Here is a 17,597-nt window from a genome sequence, read left to right as displayed (position 1 = left end):
TTATTACTTTTTAAACTTAACGTTTGAAGCATCGATTTTATCGTAATCACTATGTGTCCCGATAAATAGAATAAACACCGTTCTTACCTTAAAAATTATCAAGGCTATCAGCCGGTACTTGTTTCCTTTGATGTTAAATACATACCTGTCATTTCCAACCGCATCAACACTATTAAAGCTGTTCTTAACATCACTAAAATTACGCCATTCAGCAACTTTGGTAACATCATACCAATTTTCCAATTGGGTTTCGGCTTCATGATGGACTTCAATAAAATCTTTAATGATACTTTTTGAAATGATAACCATTTATTCAAATATACAATTTTAATTTTAAAAACATTGTTTCAAAAAATGAAATGCTCCTTGTGTGTGTCTTATACTCTTCAAAGCTAAAATTACTAATTTTTTTAGGATCAACTCCGCTTATTTTCCTAATTTTACGTTCGATGAGTACGTTACCACCACTGGCCGAGCGCATGCGCCCCAAAAACCTGGATGAATATGTCGGCCAGAAACACCTGGTCGGCCCGGGGGCGGTTTTACGCAAGGCCATCGAATCGGGCAATTTACCCTCCATGATCTTCTGGGGGCCGCCCGGTGTGGGTAAAACCACGTTGGCCTATATCATTTCGCAATCGCTCGACAGGCCCTTTTTTTCGCTCAGCGCAATCAACTCCGGCGTGAAAGATGTGCGCGAGGTGATCGACAGGGCATCGCTGCTGCGCCAAAGCGGGCAAAATTTACCGGTGCTGTTTATCGATGAGATTCACCGCTTCTCCAAATCGCAGCAGGACTCACTGCTGGGCGCCGTTGAACGCGGCATTGTTACCTTAATCGGCGCTACTACCGAAAACCCTTCGTTCGAGGTCATTTCGGCTTTGCTGTCGCGATGCCAGGTTTATATCTTAAAACCGTTGAGCGAAGACGACCTCATCCATTTGCTGCAAACAGCCCGCGAGCGCGACGAAGTGTTGCAGAAGCGCAACATCAGCATCGAAGATTACGAAGCGCTTATCCGCCTTTCGGGCGGCGATGCGCGCAAGCTGCTCAACATATTCGAACTGCTGGTCAACGCTATCGATTCGGATAACATCAACATTACCAACGAGGTTGTGCTCGAAAACGTACAGCAAAACATGGCCCTGTACGATAAGGCCGGCGAACAGCATTACGATATCATTTCGGCCTTCATCAAATCCATGCGCGGCAGCGACCCGAACGGCGCCGTTTACTGGCTTGCGCGGATGATAGCCGGCGGCGAAGACCCTTTGTTCATCGCCCGGCGTATGCTTATCCTCGCTTCCGAAGATATCGGTAACGCTAACCCTAACGCCTTGCTGCTGGCGCAAAGCTGTTTTAACGCGGTGCAGGTTATCGGCATGCCCGAGTCGCAGCTCATCCTGTCGCAAACGGTGATCTACTTGGCCACATCGGCCAAAAGCAACTCGGCCACTACGGCTATCGGCGCGGCAATGGCCCTGGTGCGCGAAACCGGCGATCTGCCTGTACCCCTGCACCTGCGCAACGCGCCGACCAAACTGATGAAAAATATCGGCTATGGTAAGGATTACAAATATGCCCACAGTTTTGAAGGCAATTTTGTTGATCTGGATTTTTTACCCGATGCCGTACGCGGAACAAAATTGTACGATCCGGGTAACAATCCGCGCGAAAACGAATCTAAAGAGAAACTGAAAAAGCTTTGGGGCGATAGATATAAGTATTAACTTACATCCGCTTAAGCAAACAAGTATCTGTAACTTAACACTGATCCATGACGCGTACCTTTATCAGTCACGAGCTCAAATCATTCTGGAGGTCAAAAAATGCGGGTAAAACCCTCACCATCCGCATTGTAATGGGTTTATTGATTTTATACCTGCTGGCCTGTGTTCTGTTAGTTGCTTTTGCTTTAAATAAGATTCTTGAAAAATCCTTCCCCACACAGGATCCGGTAACCTCATTTTGCGGGATACTGCTTTTTTATTTTTTAATCGATCTGTTGATGCGTTTCCAACTTCAGGAATTACCTACGCTGCGGGTGCAACCTTATTTAATGCTGCCTGTTCGTAAAAATACCATTGTAAGGTATTTGTCGTTTGTGTCGCTGCAGTCCTTTTTCAATCTTACACCTTTAATCCTTTTTACACCGTTTATTGTCAAGGTTATACGGCCGGAGCACGGCGCCGGTATTGCCTGGTTATTTATTGCAGCTATATTAGGTTTAACGGTGTTTAACAACTATTTAAGCCTGTACATTAAACGCAAATCAAATTTAAACGGTTGGGTATCGCTTGGTTTTTTAGCGCTCCTTATCCTGCTCGGCGCTTCCGATTTTGCCTGGCATATCCTATCGTTCAGCAAAATATCCTTTTTGTATTTCGGCCACCTGCTAACCCAGCCTGCCTGGGTGCTCATCCCCATCGCAATGGCTGTGGCCATGTTTTATATCAACTTTTTATATCTTAAACAAAACCTGTATCTCGAAGAGTTAACTACGCGCAAAGTCAGTTACAAAAGCAGTACCGAGATCCCGCTGCTGGATAAATTCGGGCAGATTGGCGACCTGGCGGCTAACGAGGTGAAGCTCATCCTCCGCAATAAACGACCCCGGTCGGCACTGGTGATGACCTTGATGTTTATGTTTTACGGTTTGTTGTTTTATACCGGTAAAATAGCGGCCTATAACGGCGATGGCTGGAAGGTATTCTGCGGCATGTTTATGACGGGCATCTTCATCATTAACTACGGGCAGTTTATGTATGGCTGGCAGGCCGGGCATTTCGACGGCATCCTGGTGAGCAAAACCCGCTTCCGCGATTTTTTGAAGGCTAAATATCTTTTGTTTACGGCCGTTTCATTTGTTGCCTTTTTACTCACCACGCCTTACGCCTATTTTGGCTGGCATATTATCCTGGTGCATTTTGTAATGCTCGTATGGAACATCGGCGTTAATACAACCATCGTATTGTTTTTTGCCAATCGCAATTACAAACGCATCGACCTGAGCAAAGGGGCCTCATTCAACTGGGAGGGTGTGGGAGCTACGCAACTGCTGCTGGGTTTCCCGTTGTTTATCCTGCCGTTCGTTATTTATGGCCCGTTCGCGCTTTTTAAACACGCCGATATGGGCCTGGCCGTTTTGTTTATTGTCGGCCTTGTGTTTGTGATAACCCGCAACTACTGGATTAAATTACTCGAAACCGATTTTTACGAAAAGAAATATAAAATAGCCGAAGGCTTCAGAGCTAAATAAAATGATAGAGATTAAAGAGCTTAAAAAGGTTTATGGCGGAGTGATCGTTGTAGATGTGCCGCATTTAAATATCAGCAAAGGCGAAAGCATTGGCCTTGTTGGTAATAACGGCGCGGGTAAAACTACGCTTTTTCGCGCTATCCTGGATCTGATCCGCCCCGAAAAAGGCGAAGTGCTGTCTAACGGCGAAAATGTTGCTCAAAGCGAAAACTGGAAGAATTATACCGCCGCCTATCTCGACGAAAGCTTCCTGATCGACCATTTGACACCTGAGGAATATTTTTATTTCATCGGCGGCCTGCACCAGCAAACCCGCGCGCAGGTTGATGAATTCATGGCTTCGTTCGCCGATTTTTTTAACGGTGAGATATTGAAACGCGGCAAATATATCCGCGATTTGAGCAAGGGTAACCAATGCAAGGTAGGCGTAGCTGCATGTATGCTGCAAAACCCGGAGCTGCTGATGCTCGACGAACCTTTTGCCAATATCGACCCCAGCACCCAGATCAGGCTCAAGAACCTGCTAAAAGATCTGAACCGCGGGCGCGGGATAACGACCATTGTATCCAGCCATGATCTGAACCACATAACCGAGGTTTGCGACCGCATCCTGCTGATGGAAAAGGGGAAGATCATTAAAGATATCGCAACCAGCTCCGGCACCTTGAAAGAACTGGAAGATTATTTTGCTGTTGTTTAAGCGATTCTATTATCATGTATATTATTCGCGAAGCCGTCATCGCAGATACCGAAACCATACGCCGGATAGCTCATGAAACCTGGTGGCCAACTTACGGGCCTATTTTAAGCCCAGAACAAATAACTTACATGTTGGGCTTACTTTACAGTTCCGAAAAGATACATCAGCAAATAGATCATAACGAGCAAACCTTTTTGCTGTTGACCGAGAACGATGAGCCGGTAGCCTTCGCCGCCTATTCGCCCCGCGATGAAGATCCCGAAATATACAAGCTCCACAAACTATACTGTTTGCCGAAAACCCAGGGTAAAGGCTTTGGTAAGATATTGATCGAAACCGTAGCTGATAAAGTCAGGCTTGCCGGTAAATCAACGCTCGACCTCAATGTAAACCGCTTTAATAAAGCCCGGAGTTTTTATGAAAAAATGGGCTTTGAGGTAGTTTACGAAGAAGATATCCCCATCGGCCCTTATTGGATGAACGATTTTGTGATGAGAAAACAGCTTGTTTAGCTGTTTGATGATGCGGTATAGCACCTGCCGATAACAATCTATTAAAATACTTGCATTAAAATTACAAACCCTCTTACAAATACCCTCTGTTATTCGTATAAAATTAAAAATTAGCGTGTAACATTATTTTTATAAACCCGTCGTGTAATTTGATTGCAATTTTATTAGCTTGAAAAACTATTTTAACGAGTGTATCGTATAAAATAGTAAAACCCTTTTTATAAACTTTTTTTAACCCCTTTAACTAACTAACATGTTGATACTACAAGTTATTGTCTCGGCAATTCCAGGAATTGTTATGACATTTATCGCTATCCAGTTACTCCCCAAAAGGGATAGGTAAAGCCATTTTAATATGTTAATGGTTAATTAACCATCTAACAAAAAAACAAAAAGCTCTTTAGGGCCATGCGCACCTAAAACTAAAGTTTTTTCAATATCAGCAGTACGGCTTGGGCCCGTTACTGTTGATATTAATGATGGTAAATTATTCCCGTATTTTTGTTTGATCAATTTAAACCCATCGCTCAGATCCATAACCAATTGCGATGCGTATGCCAATACAATGTGCACGCCCGGATAAATGCTTAACCGCCGCCCTGCTGCATTTCCGTTTGATATCAGGATGCTGCCGTTGCGCGCAATAAGCGCCTCGCATAACGTAAGGCCTACTTCAGCCTGTTCGAAATCTTTATCGGTTTCAAAAAACGGGTATTCGTATTTTGTCAGTATATCCTGCAGCGATTTTTCCCAACAATAAATTTTGCGCCAGTTACGCTCTTCGGCAAGGGTAAGCAGGTTTTCGATAAACTGCACCTCATCCTCACAAAAAACAAACTGACCATTAACTTTAGTATATTGTTCGGCAAATAAAACTTCGGGCAAATCTTCCGCAGGGTGGTATAACGGCAAATCCTCGAGGTTCGGATAGGGGTTGTCGCGCCTTTCGAGCAAAGCCTTACGTATTTTTTTGAGCAGTTTTTCTTTACTGGTGGTGCTGTTCTTCATCTGTCAAAACCCGGTAGGCAAATATGAATAAAAATTGCATAAAAAAGGCCGCTATGTTTTTCACAGCAGCCTTCAAAATATATTTCGTTGTTTTATGCTACATCTCCCGCCATCGGGTCGTTCGCCGGATCCGTGAGTGTTTCGGGTATGGCGTTCGTATCAGGCGTTGCATTTGCCGGCGCTTCGCCGTTAACAAACTTATCGTAGTTGGTCCGCGTCTCGAACGGGCGTTTGCCTAACAGGTCTTCCAGGTCGCTCTGGAACAATACTTCTTTTTCGAGCAGCTTGGCCGCAACTTTCTCTAAGCCATCGCGATGCTCATTGATCAGCGCCTTGGTTTTAATATAAACCTGGTCGACCAGGTTACGTACTTCCGAGTCGATCAGTTCGGCTGTCGTGTCGGAGTATGGCTTACTGAACTGGTTCTCGCCATGCGGATCGTAGAACGAAAGGTTACCCACTTTATCATTCATGCCATATATCTTCACCATGCCGTAGGCCAGGCGCGTAATACGCTCCAGGTCGCTCAAAGCGCCGGTGGTTATCTTACCGAACACAATATCTTCAGCAGCACGGCCGCCCATCGATAAGATCATATCATCCATGAGCTCTTCTTTGGCCACTAAAAACCTTTCGTTTGGCAGGTATTGTGCATATCCCAAAGCTGCAACGCCGCGCGGAACGATGGATACTTTAACCAGCGGGTCGGTATGTTCCAAAAACCAGCCTGCAATGGCGTGGCCCGCTTCGTGGTAAGCAACCACCCGTTTTTCTTCAGGCGATATCAGCGTATTTTTCTTTTCCAAACCACCGATCACCCGGTCGATAGCATCCTGGAAATCCTGCATATCAACCGACTCTTTATCTTTACGGGCGGCTATCAGGGCAGCTTCGTTACAAACGTTAGCTATCTCGGCACCGGCAAAACCTGGTGTTTGTGCCGATAGTTTTTTCGCATCCACATCGGGTGCTGTTTTAACAGGCGCCAGGTGAACTTTAAATATTTGCTCGCGCCCGTTCAGGTCGGGTTTATCGATCGATATCTGCCTGTCAAACCGTCCGGGGCGCAGCAGGGCCGAGTCTAATACGTCGGGGCGGTTTGTTGCTGCCAGGATGATGATACCCGAATCGGTACCAAAGCCATCCATCTCAACCAATAACTGGTTCAGGGTGTTTTCGCGCTCATCGTTACCGCCGATCATGTTGTTTTTACCACGGGCGCGGCCGATAGCGTCAATCTCATCGATAAAGATGATACATGGGGCCTTATCTTTTGCCTGGCGGAACAGGTCGCGCACACGCGACGCGCCCACACCGACAAACATTTCCACGAAATCAGAACCTGATAACGAGAAGAACGGTACATGGGCTTCGCCTGCAACTGCTTTTGCTAACAGGGTTTTACCGGTACCCGGCGAACCAACCAGCAACGCGCCTTTGGGTATTTTACCACCCAGGTTAGTGTATTTTTTAGGGTTTTTCAGGAAATCGACGATCTCCATCACCTCGGTTTTGGCTTCCTCCAATCCGGCAACATCGTTAAAGGTAACGGTTACCTGGGCTTCTTTATCAAACAAAGTAGCTTTTGATTTACCGATGTTGAATATCTGGCCTCCCGGGCCGCCGCCCGAACCGCCCGACATGCGGCGCATAATAAATATCCACATACCGGCAAACAGCACGATCATGATCACACATTGCACCAGCCAGTTCGACCAGATGCTTTCGCGCGGTTCAAGTACCGGGGTTATCTGGTCCTTCGCATCCCAATCTTTCTCGATTCCGGCTATAAAAGTTTGCAGGCTATCAAACGAGCCTGCGGTAAAAATATATTGTGGTGCCGAGGCCTGCGAAACGCCAAACGTGTTTTTGTCTTTCACATCTGCATATTCGGGTTTTTGAAGGCTCTCTTTTTTAATGTAAACTTCAACGTAGATCAGGTCGCCGCCTTTATAGGCAACCAGTTTTTCAACATCGTGCGCCCTCAGCATTTTGCTGAAGTTTTGCATGGTGGTTTCTTTAACGTTGGATGTATTGAAAATGGTAGAAGCTACCACCAGCGCCAGTACTATTAAACCATATATCCATACAATATTAAACTTAGGCGCTTTGGGGTTAAGTTTTTTATTCGGGTTTTTCCGGGTAATTCTCGGTTTATCTGCTTTAGTTTCTTTCATTTTTTTACGAGCTCAAACATCATTCTTTGTGAATTTTCAGGTAGGGGAAAATGAGCGGTTAAGCGCTTTTGTAAAATTTAATTTCCGCATCGCCCCACAAATCTTCAACGCCATAATATTCGCGTTTATCTGTCCTGAAAATGTGCACCACCACGTCAAAGTAGTCCAGCAATATCCATTCGCAGTTCTCCAAACCTTCTTTACGTATGGGCTCCGTACCGAGGGCCTTATAAATCTCTTCTTCAACACTATTGGCAATTGCCCTAACCTGTGTGGCCGAATCGGCATGACATATTACAAAATAATCGGCTACTGAGCTGTGGATATTTCTGAGATCGAGCCTGATAATATCATTTCCTTTTTTTTCCTGGATGCCGTAAACGGCCATTTCCGAAATTTGAGACGATTCGTTAATTGATTTATTTTTTACCATCAAAAAGATTTAGTTTTGGACGAGCTGACAAATATTATAATTCGACATTGCAAAATAACACATTTTCAGGATTATTTGTTGGACAAAATTTGGTGACATTAACCGAAGTTGATTCAACTAACAATTTCCTTAAACAAGCATTGGCAAATTCCACGCCATTAACCGACGGAACGGTCATTATGGCAGAAAGCCAATTTGCCGGCCGTGGCCAGCAGCAAAACAAATGGCATAGCGAGCCTGGCAAAAACCTTACCTTCAGTATACTGCTTAAACCCACGTTTTTACCGGTTAATCAACAATTTAATTTAAATTTAGCTATTAGTGTTGGAATAATAAACGCATTAACAAAGGTTTTAGGTACAGGCGTGAAAATAAAATGGCCAAATGATGTTTATTTTAACGATAAAAAGTTAGGCGGGGTTTTAATTGAGAATATCATCCAGGGCCAATCCATTAAAAACTCGATAGTCGGCATCGGTTTAAACGTTAACCAAACCGAATTTGCCGGTTGGGTACCCAATCCGATCTCTGTAAAGCAAATCTTACAGAAAGATTATGAACTGAAACTTTTATTATCAGACATTTGCGCTTGTATTGAAGCTGCATATCTCATTCTTAAAGCCGGTAATATTGCCCGATTAAAAGCGTTTTTTATGCAGAATTTATATTGGCTGGATGAATTGCGGCCGTTTAAAACAGGCGAACATGTTTTTAACGGTATAATAAAAGATGTGACACAGACCGGACAATTGGCTGTAAGCATCGACGGCGAATTGCGACTATACAGCTTTAAAGAAATTGAATTTTTAAATAAATCATAAACAAAGAACATGAAGTACCTATTTGCTGCCTGTGCAGCCATTTTATTCAGCACGAGCACTTATGCACAGATCGAAAGCCATGTAAAATGGGCCGAAGGTGTTAAAAAAGTGAGCGCAACCGAAGCAGTAATTCTGATTAAAGCCACGATTGATGAAGGCTGGCATGTTTACTCGGTTAACCAAAAAGACGGCGGCCCCATAAAAACCAGCATTACCATCAGCCCTTCGAAAGATTATGCCGCCGTTGGCAAAACAACCGAGCCAACGCCGGTCACCAAATTTGAAAAATCATTCGGCATGAATGTAAGCTATTTTGAAAACTCGGTCGTTTTTCAGCAAAAAGTTAAATTAAAAGCTAAACAGACAACCGTTAAAGGTAAAATAGAGTTCATGACCTGTAACGATCAGAAATGTTTGCCCCCCGAGGATATCGACTTTACCGTAGCTATTAAATAATGCCCACAGCCCAAGCTATGATGAAAAAGCAATTAAGCCTCGTTTTATTGTTACTCGCCTTTTTTTGCCTTTCGGCGGATAGAAGCATCGCACAAAGCAAAAAACCCGACACGGTATCTACCGAAGATGTGCAGTTTACCAGCATACCAACCGCTGCCGACAGTTTAGCCCTGCGCAGGGCAAAGCTGGCCACTGATTCGGCTGCCAAACACGCGCAGGCCATCACCCAGGCCGTTGCCAATGGCAAAAGCGTACCAGGTGTTACCATTGTTAAGGCAGAAATACCCAAAACTTTGTGGCAAATATTTATCGAAGGCTTTTTAGGCGGTTTACTGGCAGTAACAATGCCCTGCATTTATCCATTATTGCCGCTTACCGTCAGCTTTTTTACCAAGAAAGCGGGCAGCCGGGCCAAAGGCATTTCGCAATCGCTGCTTTACGGGTTATCCATTATTGCTATTTATGTGGGCCTGGGGATGCTCATCTCCATCCTTTTCGGAGCCAGCGCCCTGAATGATCTGGCCACCAACGGTATTTTCAATATGTTCTTCTTTTTACTGTTGGTTGTTTTCGGTATCTCCTTTTTGGGAGCTTTCGAAATCACGCTGCCCAGTTCGCTGGCCAATAAGCTCGACGCCAATTCGGACAAAGGCGGTTTAACCGGCATTTTCTTTATGGCTGCAACCCTGGTTGTGGTATCGTTTAGCTGCACCGGCCCAATCATCGGCAGTTTGCTGGTTGAGGCAGCCTCAAAGGGCGAGCGTTCGGGCCCGGCCATCGGTATGCTTGGCTTTTCAATCGCTTTGGCTATCCCGTTCGTCATATTTGCCTTGTTCCCGTCAGCACTTAAATCATTGCCAAAATCAGGCGGTTGGTTAAACAGCATCAAAGTGTTTTTAGGGTTTATCGAACTGGCCTTCGCATTAAAATTTTTATCCAATGTCGATCTCGCCTACCACTGGAACTGGTTCGATCGTGAGATCTTCCTGTCGCTTTGGATAGCTATAGGCATATTAATGGTGCTTTATTTATTAGGCAAGCTCAAGTTCCCGCACGATAGCGATGTGCCGTTCATATCCATTCCGCGCATATTCATCTCCATCATCGTATTATCGTTCGTGGTTTATATGATCCCGGGGCTGTGGGGCGCGCCGTTAAAATCCATCAGCGCATTTTTACCTCCGCCCGCCACACAGGATTTTAACCTGTATAACCTGCAGCTTAGCGGAGGCAATACCAGGCCAACTGCCGATATCAGCAGCATTGGCCCAAAAAAATATGAAGAGGGTTTTACACGCGCCAAAGTAATGGACCTGGATGGCTGGTACGATTACGACCAGGCCCTGGCCGTATCAAAGATCACCCGCAAACCTATATTGCTCGATTTTACCGGCTGGAACTGCGTTAATTGCCGCAAAATGGAGAACAACGTATGGAGCAACGCCGAAGTCCACAAGCTTTTAAAGAACGAATATGTGCTTGTTGAAGCTTATGTTGATGATAAAAAAGTGGAATTGGAAAAAGATCAGCAATACATTTCTTCGTTTAGTGGGAAAAAAATCACACTTTTGGGCGCAAAATGGAGCGATATCCAGGCAGCAAGATTTAATTCGAACTCACAGCCCGACTACATCATATTAGATAGCAACGGAAATGAGTTTAAAGACAAAAACGGAGCTTTAATTATACCGCGGCAAGGCGCGGATTATAACCCGGATAATTACATTAAATTTTTGCAGGCCGGATTAGCGGAATACAAAAAGAACAATGGCTCAAATTAAAAATATAGGTGTTTTTACCTCCGGCGGAGATGCGCCGGGCATGAACGCTGCCATTAGGGCAGTGGTACGTACAGCATTATATTACGATTTGCAGGTTACCGGCATCCGCCGCGGTTACGAAGGCATGATCAACGGCGAAATGATACCGATGGACCGTAAATCGGTGGGTAACATTATCCAACGGGGCGGTACTATTTTAAAAACCGCCCGCAGTGATGCCTTTAAAACACCCGAAGGCCGTAAAAAAGCATACGATCATTTAGTTGAGCATAAAATTGATGCCTTGATCGCTATCGGCGGCGATGGCACATTTACCGGCGCTAAAGTTTTCGGTAAGGAGTATGACATACCCATGGTTGGCCTGCCCTGCACTATCGATAACGACCTGCAGGGAACCGATTTTACCATCGGTTACGATACGGCCATTAACACGGTTATCGATGCCGTCGACAAAATTCGCGACACGGCCGAATCGCACGACAGGCTGTTTATTGTCGAAGTCATGGGCCGCGATTCGGGCCTGATCGCATTGCGCACAGGTATTGCAGCCGGCGCCGAGGCGATCATCATCCCCGAAACCAAAACCGATATTATGGCTCTGTTCGATCGTTTGGACCGCGGGCGCAAAGACAAATCATCAAAAATTGTGATGGTTGCCGAGGCCGAAGAAGCCGGCGGCGCTTTCGAGATAGGCCGGCAGGTAAAAGAAAAATACCCGAATTACGATACCCGCATATCCATCCTGGGCCATATTCAGCGTGGTGGCAGGCCAAGCTGTATGGACCGCGTGTTGGCGAGCCGGGTAGGTGTTGCAGCTGTTGAAGCCTTACTGGCCGGCCATCGTAATGAGATGGTGGGCGTTGTTCACAACGAGATATCGTACACCCCGTTCGAAAGTGCTATCAAACATCATGTGGATATCAATCCTAATTTCCTGAAAATCGTAGAGATACTTTCGTTATGATTTCGGAATTCGAATGTTCAATTTCGAATTTATTTGAGGTTCATCATGTCATTGCGAGGTACGAAGCAATTGCACATAACCAAGTCCGATCTGCATAGCAAGAGATTGCTTCGTGCCTCGCAATGACATACTATGTAACTACCGACGTTTACTCACTTGCATCCATTTGCTTAACCCCATCCCGCTCCTGCTCAAACAGTACCCGTTCGGTAACATCGGTGGCAACCACTATACGGCAGGTGGTATTGTTATATTTGATCTCGTAGCCTGTTATTTCGGCATAGATCAGTTCGCCCCGGCTGTTCAAATGCTTCCATATACCGCCCCTGTTTGAGGCCGGCAAAGCTTTACGCGTGCTGCCTTTGCGAAAAATATATTCGTTAAATTTAGCCAGGTCGATCTTGGGCCGGATATCGCGGATGGTGAGCGATAAAAACTGCTCTTCAGTATAGCCGTAATGCTCAACCGCAGCGGCATTCACTTTTAATATCCGTAACGAGGGCAGTTCGTATATCCACATCGGGCTGATGTTTTTATCGAACAGGATACTGAAATCGCCCAAAGCGTTTTTGATATGAAAATTGGTGCTGTGCTTATCGCTCACATCCTTAATCACACCTAAAACAATATTATTGCCTGTTTCTTTATCGGCAAAGCGCAGTTTTTTTTCGTACAGCCATTTGGTGGTGTCGCCCAGTTTAACACGGTAATACAATTCGACCTGCTCATCCAGTTTAAGGCCAAGGCTGGTGCTCACCATTTGCTTGCGGTCGGCCGGATGAATGTTTTTGTACCATGCTTTTTTATCCGTTTTCAGGTCATCGGGCGTAACGCCTAATACCTTATCGATGTTAGGGTCGATATAAATGTATTGATGCTCGGTTTGATTATACGCCCAGGCGTGATCAGATATCGCTAAGAGTAGGTGCTCAAGCATTGTTTTATAGTTTAATCAAAGATAGATCACCCCGGGGCGGGCGATATCGTAAAAGTACATTTTTTGTTTTGGATGTTAAAATATTTCTTCCAGTTTTTGGAACGATGCCGCCTGGGTTTTGTGCTATCGGGCATCGTTTTACTATAATTCACAAAATCAGTATATTAATTAAAAAAGTTTGTTTACCTTTGCAGCCCCGCAGAATAGGCTCCGGGAAATATGTTGAATACATAAAAAGCAAAAAATGGCAACTAAGATCAGACTGCAAAGACACGGTAAAAAAGGCAAACCTTTTTATTACATCGTGGTAGCGGATTCACGTGCGCCCCGCGACGGTCGTTTCATCGAGCGTTTAGGTTCGTACAATCCAAACACAAACCCGGCAACTATCGACATCAATTTCGACAAAACCCTGAACTGGGTGAACACCGGTGCACAGCCAACCGATACGGTACGCGCTATCTTGTCGTACAAAGGCGTGCTGTACAAAAAACACCTGCAAGGCGGCGTAACCAAAGGCGCCCTTACCCAGGAACAAGCCGATGCTAAATTTACCGCATGGCTTGAGCAAAAAGACGGCAAAATTACCGGCAAAAAATCAAATTTATCTTCGGCTAAAGAAGAAGCTAAAAAAGCTGCCTTAGCTGCCGAAGCTAAAAAGAAAGAAGACAAAGCTGCAGCTATCGCTGCTAAAAACGCTCCGCCGGTTGAAGAAGTGGAAGCACCTGCTGAAGAAGAAGCTCCGGCTACCGAAGAAGCAGCTCCTGAAGCAACCGAAGAAGGCGCAGCCGAATAAGTTAAATTATTACCACAAAGCTATAGCGAAGCATCTTCCGAAACCGGAGCGCTTCGCTATACTTTTTTAAAGGCATTTGTAAATGAAAGTTGAAGACTGTTTCCGCATCGGTTCCATCATCAAAACACGGGGTTTAAAAGGAGAGCTGCAGGCATACATCGATTTTGCCGGCGCCGAAAACCTGAAGTTTGATAACCTTTTTTTACAAAACGGAAGCAAGCTGGTACCGTATTTTATCCAGTCGTTCAAAATGCCGCAAAAAAATACCGCCTTTATTTATCTCGAGGATATCGATCATATCGATAAGGCAACGCCGCTGGTAAAAAAGGATATCTATCTCTCCAACAAATTTAAACCCGAAAAAAACGAAGACGATTTTACCCTGCGCGACCTGGAAGGCTTCACTGTAGTAGATGAAGACGAAGGTGAACTGGGCGAGATCACCGACATCCAGGAATTTCCGCAACAGTTGATGGCTACCGTAATCTACAAAGATTGCGAAGTACTGATCCCGCTGATCGAAGAGATCATTACCGGCATCGACGTGAATAACGAGGTTTTATATGTTGATCTGCCCGAAGGGTTGCTGGATATTTATCTCGATTAATTTTTTTGTCAAGAATACTTGACTTTTGTCAATTTTGTTTTACATTTGGTAAACTTAAATTGACAGATCATGAAACCCCATTTCCTTTTCCCTACTTGGATGCGCTGGCTCGGCCTGTGCCTGTTCTTTGTGCATTTGCCGGTAATGCATATCTGGGATATGTATCATATCCACTCCGCTCCCTCAGATACCGGCATGTTTAGCTCCGGCCACCTGTTTTTTATACTCACCATCGTATTAATGGTTTCGGGTTTATTTTTGATCGCTTTCGCGCGAGAACGTATCGAGGATGAGCAGATCTACCAGCTGCGCTTGTCATCACTGCGCTGGGCCATCTTTGCCAATTATGCCATCCTGGTGATCTGCCTGGTCTTTACGACTAACAAGGCCGATTATAAAGATATGCTGCGTCTTAACCTGTGGGTGCCCCTGGTGTTGTTCATCATCATTTTCCGCTATAAAATATTCAGGCTTAACCGTTCGCTAAAACCGGAGCAATAACCATGAAAAATACCCTCCGCGTTGAGCGCGCCATAAAAAACATCACCCAGGGCGAACTGGCCGAACTCATCGGCGTATCGCGCCAGACGATCAATACCATCGAGAGTAACAAGTACGTGCCCTCTACCGTACTGGCGCTAAAAATTGCCCGGGTATTTGAAAAACCCGTCGAGCAGATCTTTTTGCTGGAAGATGGCGATTAACTAAATTTGATATACGTGAAAAACTTGTCTCAAATCTCACATCTCAATACTCATGTCTAAAACACAAACCGTTTTCGCGCCGTTGCTTAAAATTGAGAACGGCATTACCGATATCAGCTTTTATAAAAGAGCATTTAATGCCAGCGAGCATTTTTGTTTTACCAACGATGACGGCTCCATCCACGTGGCGGAACTGGATATTGACGGCGCCATATTTCACCTGCACGAGCAGATGCCCGGATCAGGTTCGTGCCCGCATAAATTGAACGATACCACTGTAACTATAGGTTTATTTACCGAAAATGTGCACGCCGTTTTTGACCGGGCCGTTGCTGCCGGTGCAACCATCATGAATCCGGTTACCGATTACGAGTACGGTTACCGCCAGGGCGATCTGAAAGACCCGTTCGGCCATATCTGGACGATACAGAAAGTGATTTAGTGTTCTACGTGGAACAAATGAGTATGTCGCAATACGCATATCGCAATACTCAATACTAAGCAGTATCTTTGCCAAATGCGTTTTGATATCGTTACTGTTTTACCAGGCCTGCTCGAAAGCCCTTTTGCCCACTCCATTTTGCAGCGCGCTCAAAAAAAAGGTGCCGCCGAAATTGTGGTACATAACCTGCGCGATTACAGTACCCAAAAGCAAAAAAGTGTCGACGATTATCCTTACGGCGGCGGCAGCGGCATGGTGATGACCATCGAACCCTTTGCCCGTTGCATTGATACCCTGAAGAAAACGCGCGAATACGACGAAGTGATCTTCATGTCGCCGGATGGTGAAACATTGAACCAAAAGATAGCCAACCAGCTTTCCATCAAAAAAAACATCATCATCCTGTGCGGGCATTATAAAGGCATTGATCAGCGCGTACGCGATATCTTCGTTACCCGCGAAATTTCGATTGGCGACTACGTGCTCTCGGGCGGCGAATTGCCTGCCGCAGTTTTGGTGGATGCGGTGGTCAGGCTAATCCCCGGTGTTTTATCGGATGAAACTTCGGCTTTGTCTGATTCTTTCCAGGATGACCTGCTCGATGCACCGGTGTACACCCGCCCGGCCGACTGGAACGGGCACAAAGTACCCGACATTTTATTAAGCGGCAATACCCCCGAAATTGAAAAATGGCGCTTCGAACAAGCGCTCGAGCGCACCAAACAACGCCGGCCCGATCTGTTGAATGACTAAGATTGACAATATCCTTTCCCGCTTGCACGATGCTTTGCGCCCCGTTAAAGGCGAGTGGATGATTATTGGTACTTCGAGCCTTTATATGGCAGGCTTTTCTGTCCAACCAAACGATATCGATATTTTAGCGGATATTGAAACCACTAAAGAGATAGAAGCTGCGCTTGCCGTATATCGGGTTGAAACCCAGGTACGACCGAGCGAAAAATTCCGGTCGCGATTCAGCCAATATGTTTTTGATGGTTTTAATATCGAGGTGATGGGCGGCCTAAAAGTGAATAGTTTTGATGGCTGGCTTTTGCTGCGGGAAAATATCCCGGCAACCGAAGTTGTTTTTTTAAACCAGAAACCATTTATCGTTCCTGCAAAAGAAAGCCAAATTGCGATTTATACTTTATTTGACAGGGCAAAGGATAAAAGCACCCTACAGATGTTAACGAACGAAAACCTGCATTAGGGATGGGAGCGCCTGCCTGCCGGCAGGCAGGGATACAGGCTTGTGGCTAATGCCTGTGTAGTATGAGCGTACAGCCCGGCCCGCAGGGAGTGCCCAAATATAAATTTAAAACCGCCTAACTTTTGACGAATACTTCCTAGTCTTTACCAATTTATAAATTATTCTTATCACACTTCTTAATTGTTTAAATCACCCCCAGTCTCTACCTTCTGTTCTACCCGAAAAAATCAATATTCAACCCTGTCTAAATAAATACTACACCTTGATTTTTGTGAATATCACGACATTTGTGGAAAATTTTAAATAACTCTTTTTTAAACAAAAAAAATTCTCTATTATTGCAGTCCGATTTTTACGGGTTAAAAATCGACTTTAAGAGCTAAAAATCATGGATTTAGTAAAATTTGTTGAAGAGCAATCAATAGAAAAAAAGGCATATCCTGCATTTAAATCAGGCGATACCATCAGTGTACACTATAAAATCAGGGAAGGTAACAAGGAGCGTATCCAGGTTTACCAGGGCGTAGTTATCCAACGCAACAGTGCAGGCGCTACCGAAACTTTCACCGTACGCAAAGTATCAAACGGTATCGGCGTTGAGCGTATATTCCCTATCAACTCGCCAAACATCGATAAAATCGAAGTAAACAGCAACGGTAAAGTACGTCGTGCTAAACTGTTCTACCTGCGTGCCCTTACCGGTAAAGCAGCCCGTATCAAATCAAAAAGGGTTTAATTACCTTTTCAGATATAAAAAGAGCCTTCCTGTTTTGCAGGGAGGTTTTTTTGT

The 17,597-nt window shown here is 45.0% G+C and carries 21 protein-coding genes; 16 read left to right on the top strand and 5 right to left on the bottom strand.

Annotated elements, in window-relative coordinates; all coding sequences use genetic code 11:
• Positions 1-3: 3 nt before the first annotated feature.
• Positions 4-309 carry a type II toxin-antitoxin system HigB family toxin gene (locus BEL04_RS22690; protein ID WP_066007857.1) on the bottom strand — a complete coding sequence of 102 codons (306 nt, stop codon included), beginning with the start codon at positions 307-309 and terminating at the stop codon, positions 4-6.
• A 140-nt stretch (positions 310-449) separates the two neighbouring features.
• Between BEL04_RS22690 and BEL04_RS22685 the strand changes: the two genes are divergently transcribed.
• The 4 genes from BEL04_RS22685 to BEL04_RS22670 are packed head-to-tail and all read left to right on the top strand — an operon-like array spanning position 450 to position 4,471.
• A complete protein-coding gene (locus BEL04_RS22685) occupies positions 450-1,730 on the top strand; it encodes a replication-associated recombination protein A (RefSeq protein ID WP_066007855.1) in 1,281 nt (426 codons plus the stop codon).
• Positions 1,731-1,777: 47 nt separating this feature from the next.
• A complete protein-coding gene (locus BEL04_RS22680; protein WP_066007853.1) occupies positions 1,778-3,259 on the top strand; it encodes a DUF5687 family protein in 1,482 nt (493 codons plus the stop codon).
• A 1-nt stretch (position 3,260) separates the two neighbouring features.
• Positions 3,261-3,959, top strand: coding sequence for an ABC transporter ATP-binding protein (locus BEL04_RS22675; RefSeq protein ID WP_066007851.1), 699 nt, complete (start codon positions 3,261-3,263; stop codon positions 3,957-3,959).
• 14 nt (positions 3,960-3,973) lie between these two features.
• A complete protein-coding gene (locus BEL04_RS22670; protein ID WP_066007849.1) occupies positions 3,974-4,471 on the top strand; it encodes a GNAT family N-acetyltransferase in 498 nt (165 codons plus the stop codon).
• 369 nt (positions 4,472-4,840) lie between these two features.
• Here the strand turns inward: BEL04_RS22670 and BEL04_RS22665 are convergent, their stop codons facing one another.
• The 3 genes from BEL04_RS22665 to rsfS all read right to left on the bottom strand — a co-directional run bounded on the left by BEL04_RS22665 (position 4,841) and on the right by rsfS (position 8,089).
• The gene (locus BEL04_RS22665; RefSeq protein WP_066007848.1) at positions 4,841-5,479 is read right to left on the bottom strand and encodes an LUD domain-containing protein; all 639 of its coding nucleotides are present in this window, start codon (positions 5,477-5,479) and stop codon (positions 4,841-4,843) included.
• Between the two features lie 92 nt (positions 5,480-5,571).
• Positions 5,572-7,656 (bottom strand): ATP-dependent zinc metalloprotease FtsH, encoded by a 2,085-nt coding sequence (gene ftsH / locus BEL04_RS22660; RefSeq protein WP_066007847.1) that lies wholly within the window; start codon positions 7,654-7,656, stop codon positions 5,572-5,574.
• Positions 7,657-7,714: 58 nt separating this feature from the next.
• The gene (gene rsfS, locus BEL04_RS22655; protein ID WP_066007846.1) at positions 7,715-8,089 is read right to left on the bottom strand and encodes a ribosome silencing factor; all 375 of its coding nucleotides are present in this window, start codon (positions 8,087-8,089) and stop codon (positions 7,715-7,717) included.
• Here rsfS and BEL04_RS22650 point away from each other — a divergent pair.
• The 4 genes from BEL04_RS22650 to pfkA are packed head-to-tail and all read left to right on the top strand — an operon-like array spanning position 8,071 to position 12,111.
• Complete coding sequence (locus BEL04_RS22650; protein ID WP_254659621.1) at positions 8,071-8,910, top strand: biotin--[acetyl-CoA-carboxylase] ligase; 840 nt, start codon at positions 8,071-8,073, stop codon at positions 8,908-8,910. The genes rsfS and BEL04_RS22650 overlap by 19 nt on opposite strands.
• A gap of 9 nt (positions 8,911-8,919) precedes the next feature.
• Entirely contained in the window at positions 8,920-9,366 is a 447-nt protein-coding gene (locus BEL04_RS22645; RefSeq protein ID WP_066007843.1) for a protein-disulfide reductase DsbD N-terminal domain-containing protein, read from the top strand.
• Positions 9,366-11,147, top strand: coding sequence for a protein-disulfide reductase DsbD (locus BEL04_RS22640; RefSeq protein ID WP_254659620.1), 1,782 nt, complete (start codon positions 9,366-9,368; stop codon positions 11,145-11,147). The genes BEL04_RS22645 and BEL04_RS22640 overlap by 1 nt, the downstream gene beginning before the upstream one ends.
• Entirely contained in the window at positions 11,134-12,111 is a 978-nt protein-coding gene (gene pfkA, locus BEL04_RS22635) for a 6-phosphofructokinase (RefSeq protein WP_066007841.1), read from the top strand. The genes BEL04_RS22640 and pfkA overlap by 14 nt, the downstream gene beginning before the upstream one ends.
• A 148-nt stretch (positions 12,112-12,259) precedes the next feature.
• Here the strand turns inward: pfkA and BEL04_RS22630 are convergent, their stop codons facing one another.
• Positions 12,260-13,048, bottom strand: a complete 789-nt coding sequence (locus BEL04_RS22630; protein ID WP_066007840.1) for a PAS domain S-box protein — start codon at positions 13,046-13,048, stop codon at positions 12,260-12,262.
• A gap of 244 nt (positions 13,049-13,292) precedes the next feature.
• Between BEL04_RS22630 and BEL04_RS22625 the strand changes: the two genes are divergently transcribed.
• From BEL04_RS22625 to rplS, 8 genes are all read left to right on the top strand, one after another.
• Complete coding sequence (locus BEL04_RS22625) at positions 13,293-13,844, top strand: 30S ribosomal protein S16 (protein WP_066007839.1); 552 nt, start codon at positions 13,293-13,295, stop codon at positions 13,842-13,844.
• 82 nt (positions 13,845-13,926) lie between these two features.
• Positions 13,927-14,451, top strand: coding sequence for a ribosome maturation factor RimM (gene rimM / locus BEL04_RS22620; protein WP_066007837.1), 525 nt, complete (start codon positions 13,927-13,929; stop codon positions 14,449-14,451).
• A gap of 69 nt (positions 14,452-14,520) precedes the next feature.
• On the top strand, positions 14,521-14,952 hold the full coding sequence (locus BEL04_RS22615; RefSeq protein WP_066007835.1) for a hypothetical protein: 432 nt from the start codon (positions 14,521-14,523) through the stop codon (positions 14,950-14,952).
• Between the two features lie 2 nt (positions 14,953-14,954).
• Positions 14,955-15,155: a helix-turn-helix transcriptional regulator gene (locus tag BEL04_RS22610; protein ID WP_066007834.1), complete on the top strand. Its 201-nt coding sequence runs from the start codon at positions 14,955-14,957 to the stop codon at positions 15,153-15,155.
• 52 nt (positions 15,156-15,207) lie between these two features.
• Positions 15,208-15,597, top strand: a complete 390-nt coding sequence (locus tag BEL04_RS22605) for a VOC family protein (RefSeq protein ID WP_066007831.1) — start codon at positions 15,208-15,210, stop codon at positions 15,595-15,597.
• Between the two features lie 75 nt (positions 15,598-15,672).
• Positions 15,673-16,350, top strand: coding sequence for a tRNA (guanosine(37)-N1)-methyltransferase TrmD (trmD, locus tag BEL04_RS22600; protein ID WP_066007829.1), 678 nt, complete (start codon positions 15,673-15,675; stop codon positions 16,348-16,350).
• Entirely contained in the window at positions 16,343-16,807 is a 465-nt protein-coding gene (locus BEL04_RS22595) for a hypothetical protein (RefSeq protein ID WP_066007827.1), read from the top strand. Before trmD ends, BEL04_RS22595 begins: the two co-directional genes overlap by 8 nt.
• 388 nt (positions 16,808-17,195) lie before the next feature.
• The gene (gene rplS / locus BEL04_RS22590) at positions 17,196-17,543 is read left to right on the top strand and encodes a 50S ribosomal protein L19 (RefSeq protein WP_066007825.1); all 348 of its coding nucleotides are present in this window, start codon (positions 17,196-17,198) and stop codon (positions 17,541-17,543) included.
• The last annotated feature ends 54 nt before the right edge of the window (positions 17,544-17,597 follow it).

Source organism: Mucilaginibacter sp. PPCGB 2223, from assembly GCF_001705515.1.
Classification (GTDB): Bacteria; Bacteroidota; Bacteroidia; order Sphingobacteriales; family Sphingobacteriaceae; genus Mucilaginibacter.
This window is presented reverse-complemented; position numbering and strand designations above follow the sequence as displayed.

Excerpts from the sequence above, each read along its gene's own strand:
- BEL04_RS22690 (WP_066007857.1), bottom strand. The coding sequence starts at position 309 with ATGGTTATCATTTCAAAAAGTATCATTAAAGATTTTATTGAAGTCCAT.
- BEL04_RS22685 (WP_066007855.1), top strand. The coding sequence starts at position 450 with ATGAGTACGTTACCACCACTGGCCGAGCGCATGCGCCCCAAAAACCTG.
- BEL04_RS22680 (WP_066007853.1), top strand. The coding sequence starts at position 1,778 with ATGACGCGTACCTTTATCAGTCACGAGCTCAAATCATTCTGGAGGTCA.
- BEL04_RS22675 (WP_066007851.1), top strand. The coding sequence starts at position 3,261 with ATGATAGAGATTAAAGAGCTTAAAAAGGTTTATGGCGGAGTGATCGTT.
- BEL04_RS22670 (WP_066007849.1), top strand. The coding sequence starts at position 3,974 with ATGTATATTATTCGCGAAGCCGTCATCGCAGATACCGAAACCATACGC.
- BEL04_RS22665 (WP_066007848.1), bottom strand. The coding sequence starts at position 5,479 with ATGAAGAACAGCACCACCAGTAAAGAAAAACTGCTCAAAAAAATACGT.
- ftsH (WP_066007847.1), bottom strand. The coding sequence starts at position 7,656 with ATGAAAGAAACTAAAGCAGATAAACCGAGAATTACCCGGAAAAACCCG.
- rsfS (WP_066007846.1), bottom strand. The coding sequence starts at position 8,089 with ATGGTAAAAAATAAATCAATTAACGAATCGTCTCAAATTTCGGAAATG.
- BEL04_RS22645 (WP_066007843.1), top strand. The coding sequence starts at position 8,920 with ATGAAGTACCTATTTGCTGCCTGTGCAGCCATTTTATTCAGCACGAGC.
- BEL04_RS22640 (WP_254659620.1), top strand. The coding sequence starts at position 9,366 with ATGCCCACAGCCCAAGCTATGATGAAAAAGCAATTAAGCCTCGTTTTA.
- pfkA (WP_066007841.1), top strand. The coding sequence starts at position 11,134 with ATGGCTCAAATTAAAAATATAGGTGTTTTTACCTCCGGCGGAGATGCG.
- BEL04_RS22630 (WP_066007840.1), bottom strand. The coding sequence starts at position 13,048 with ATGCTTGAGCACCTACTCTTAGCGATATCTGATCACGCCTGGGCGTAT.
- BEL04_RS22625 (WP_066007839.1), top strand. The coding sequence starts at position 13,293 with ATGGCAACTAAGATCAGACTGCAAAGACACGGTAAAAAAGGCAAACCT.
- rimM (WP_066007837.1), top strand. The coding sequence starts at position 13,927 with ATGAAAGTTGAAGACTGTTTCCGCATCGGTTCCATCATCAAAACACGG.
- BEL04_RS22615 (WP_066007835.1), top strand. The coding sequence starts at position 14,521 with ATGAAACCCCATTTCCTTTTCCCTACTTGGATGCGCTGGCTCGGCCTG.
- BEL04_RS22610 (WP_066007834.1), top strand. The coding sequence starts at position 14,955 with ATGAAAAATACCCTCCGCGTTGAGCGCGCCATAAAAAACATCACCCAG.
- BEL04_RS22605 (WP_066007831.1), top strand. The coding sequence starts at position 15,208 with ATGTCTAAAACACAAACCGTTTTCGCGCCGTTGCTTAAAATTGAGAAC.
- trmD (WP_066007829.1), top strand. The coding sequence starts at position 15,673 with ATGCGTTTTGATATCGTTACTGTTTTACCAGGCCTGCTCGAAAGCCCT.
- BEL04_RS22595 (WP_066007827.1), top strand. The coding sequence starts at position 16,343 with ATGACTAAGATTGACAATATCCTTTCCCGCTTGCACGATGCTTTGCGC.
- rplS (WP_066007825.1), top strand. The coding sequence starts at position 17,196 with ATGGATTTAGTAAAATTTGTTGAAGAGCAATCAATAGAAAAAAAGGCA.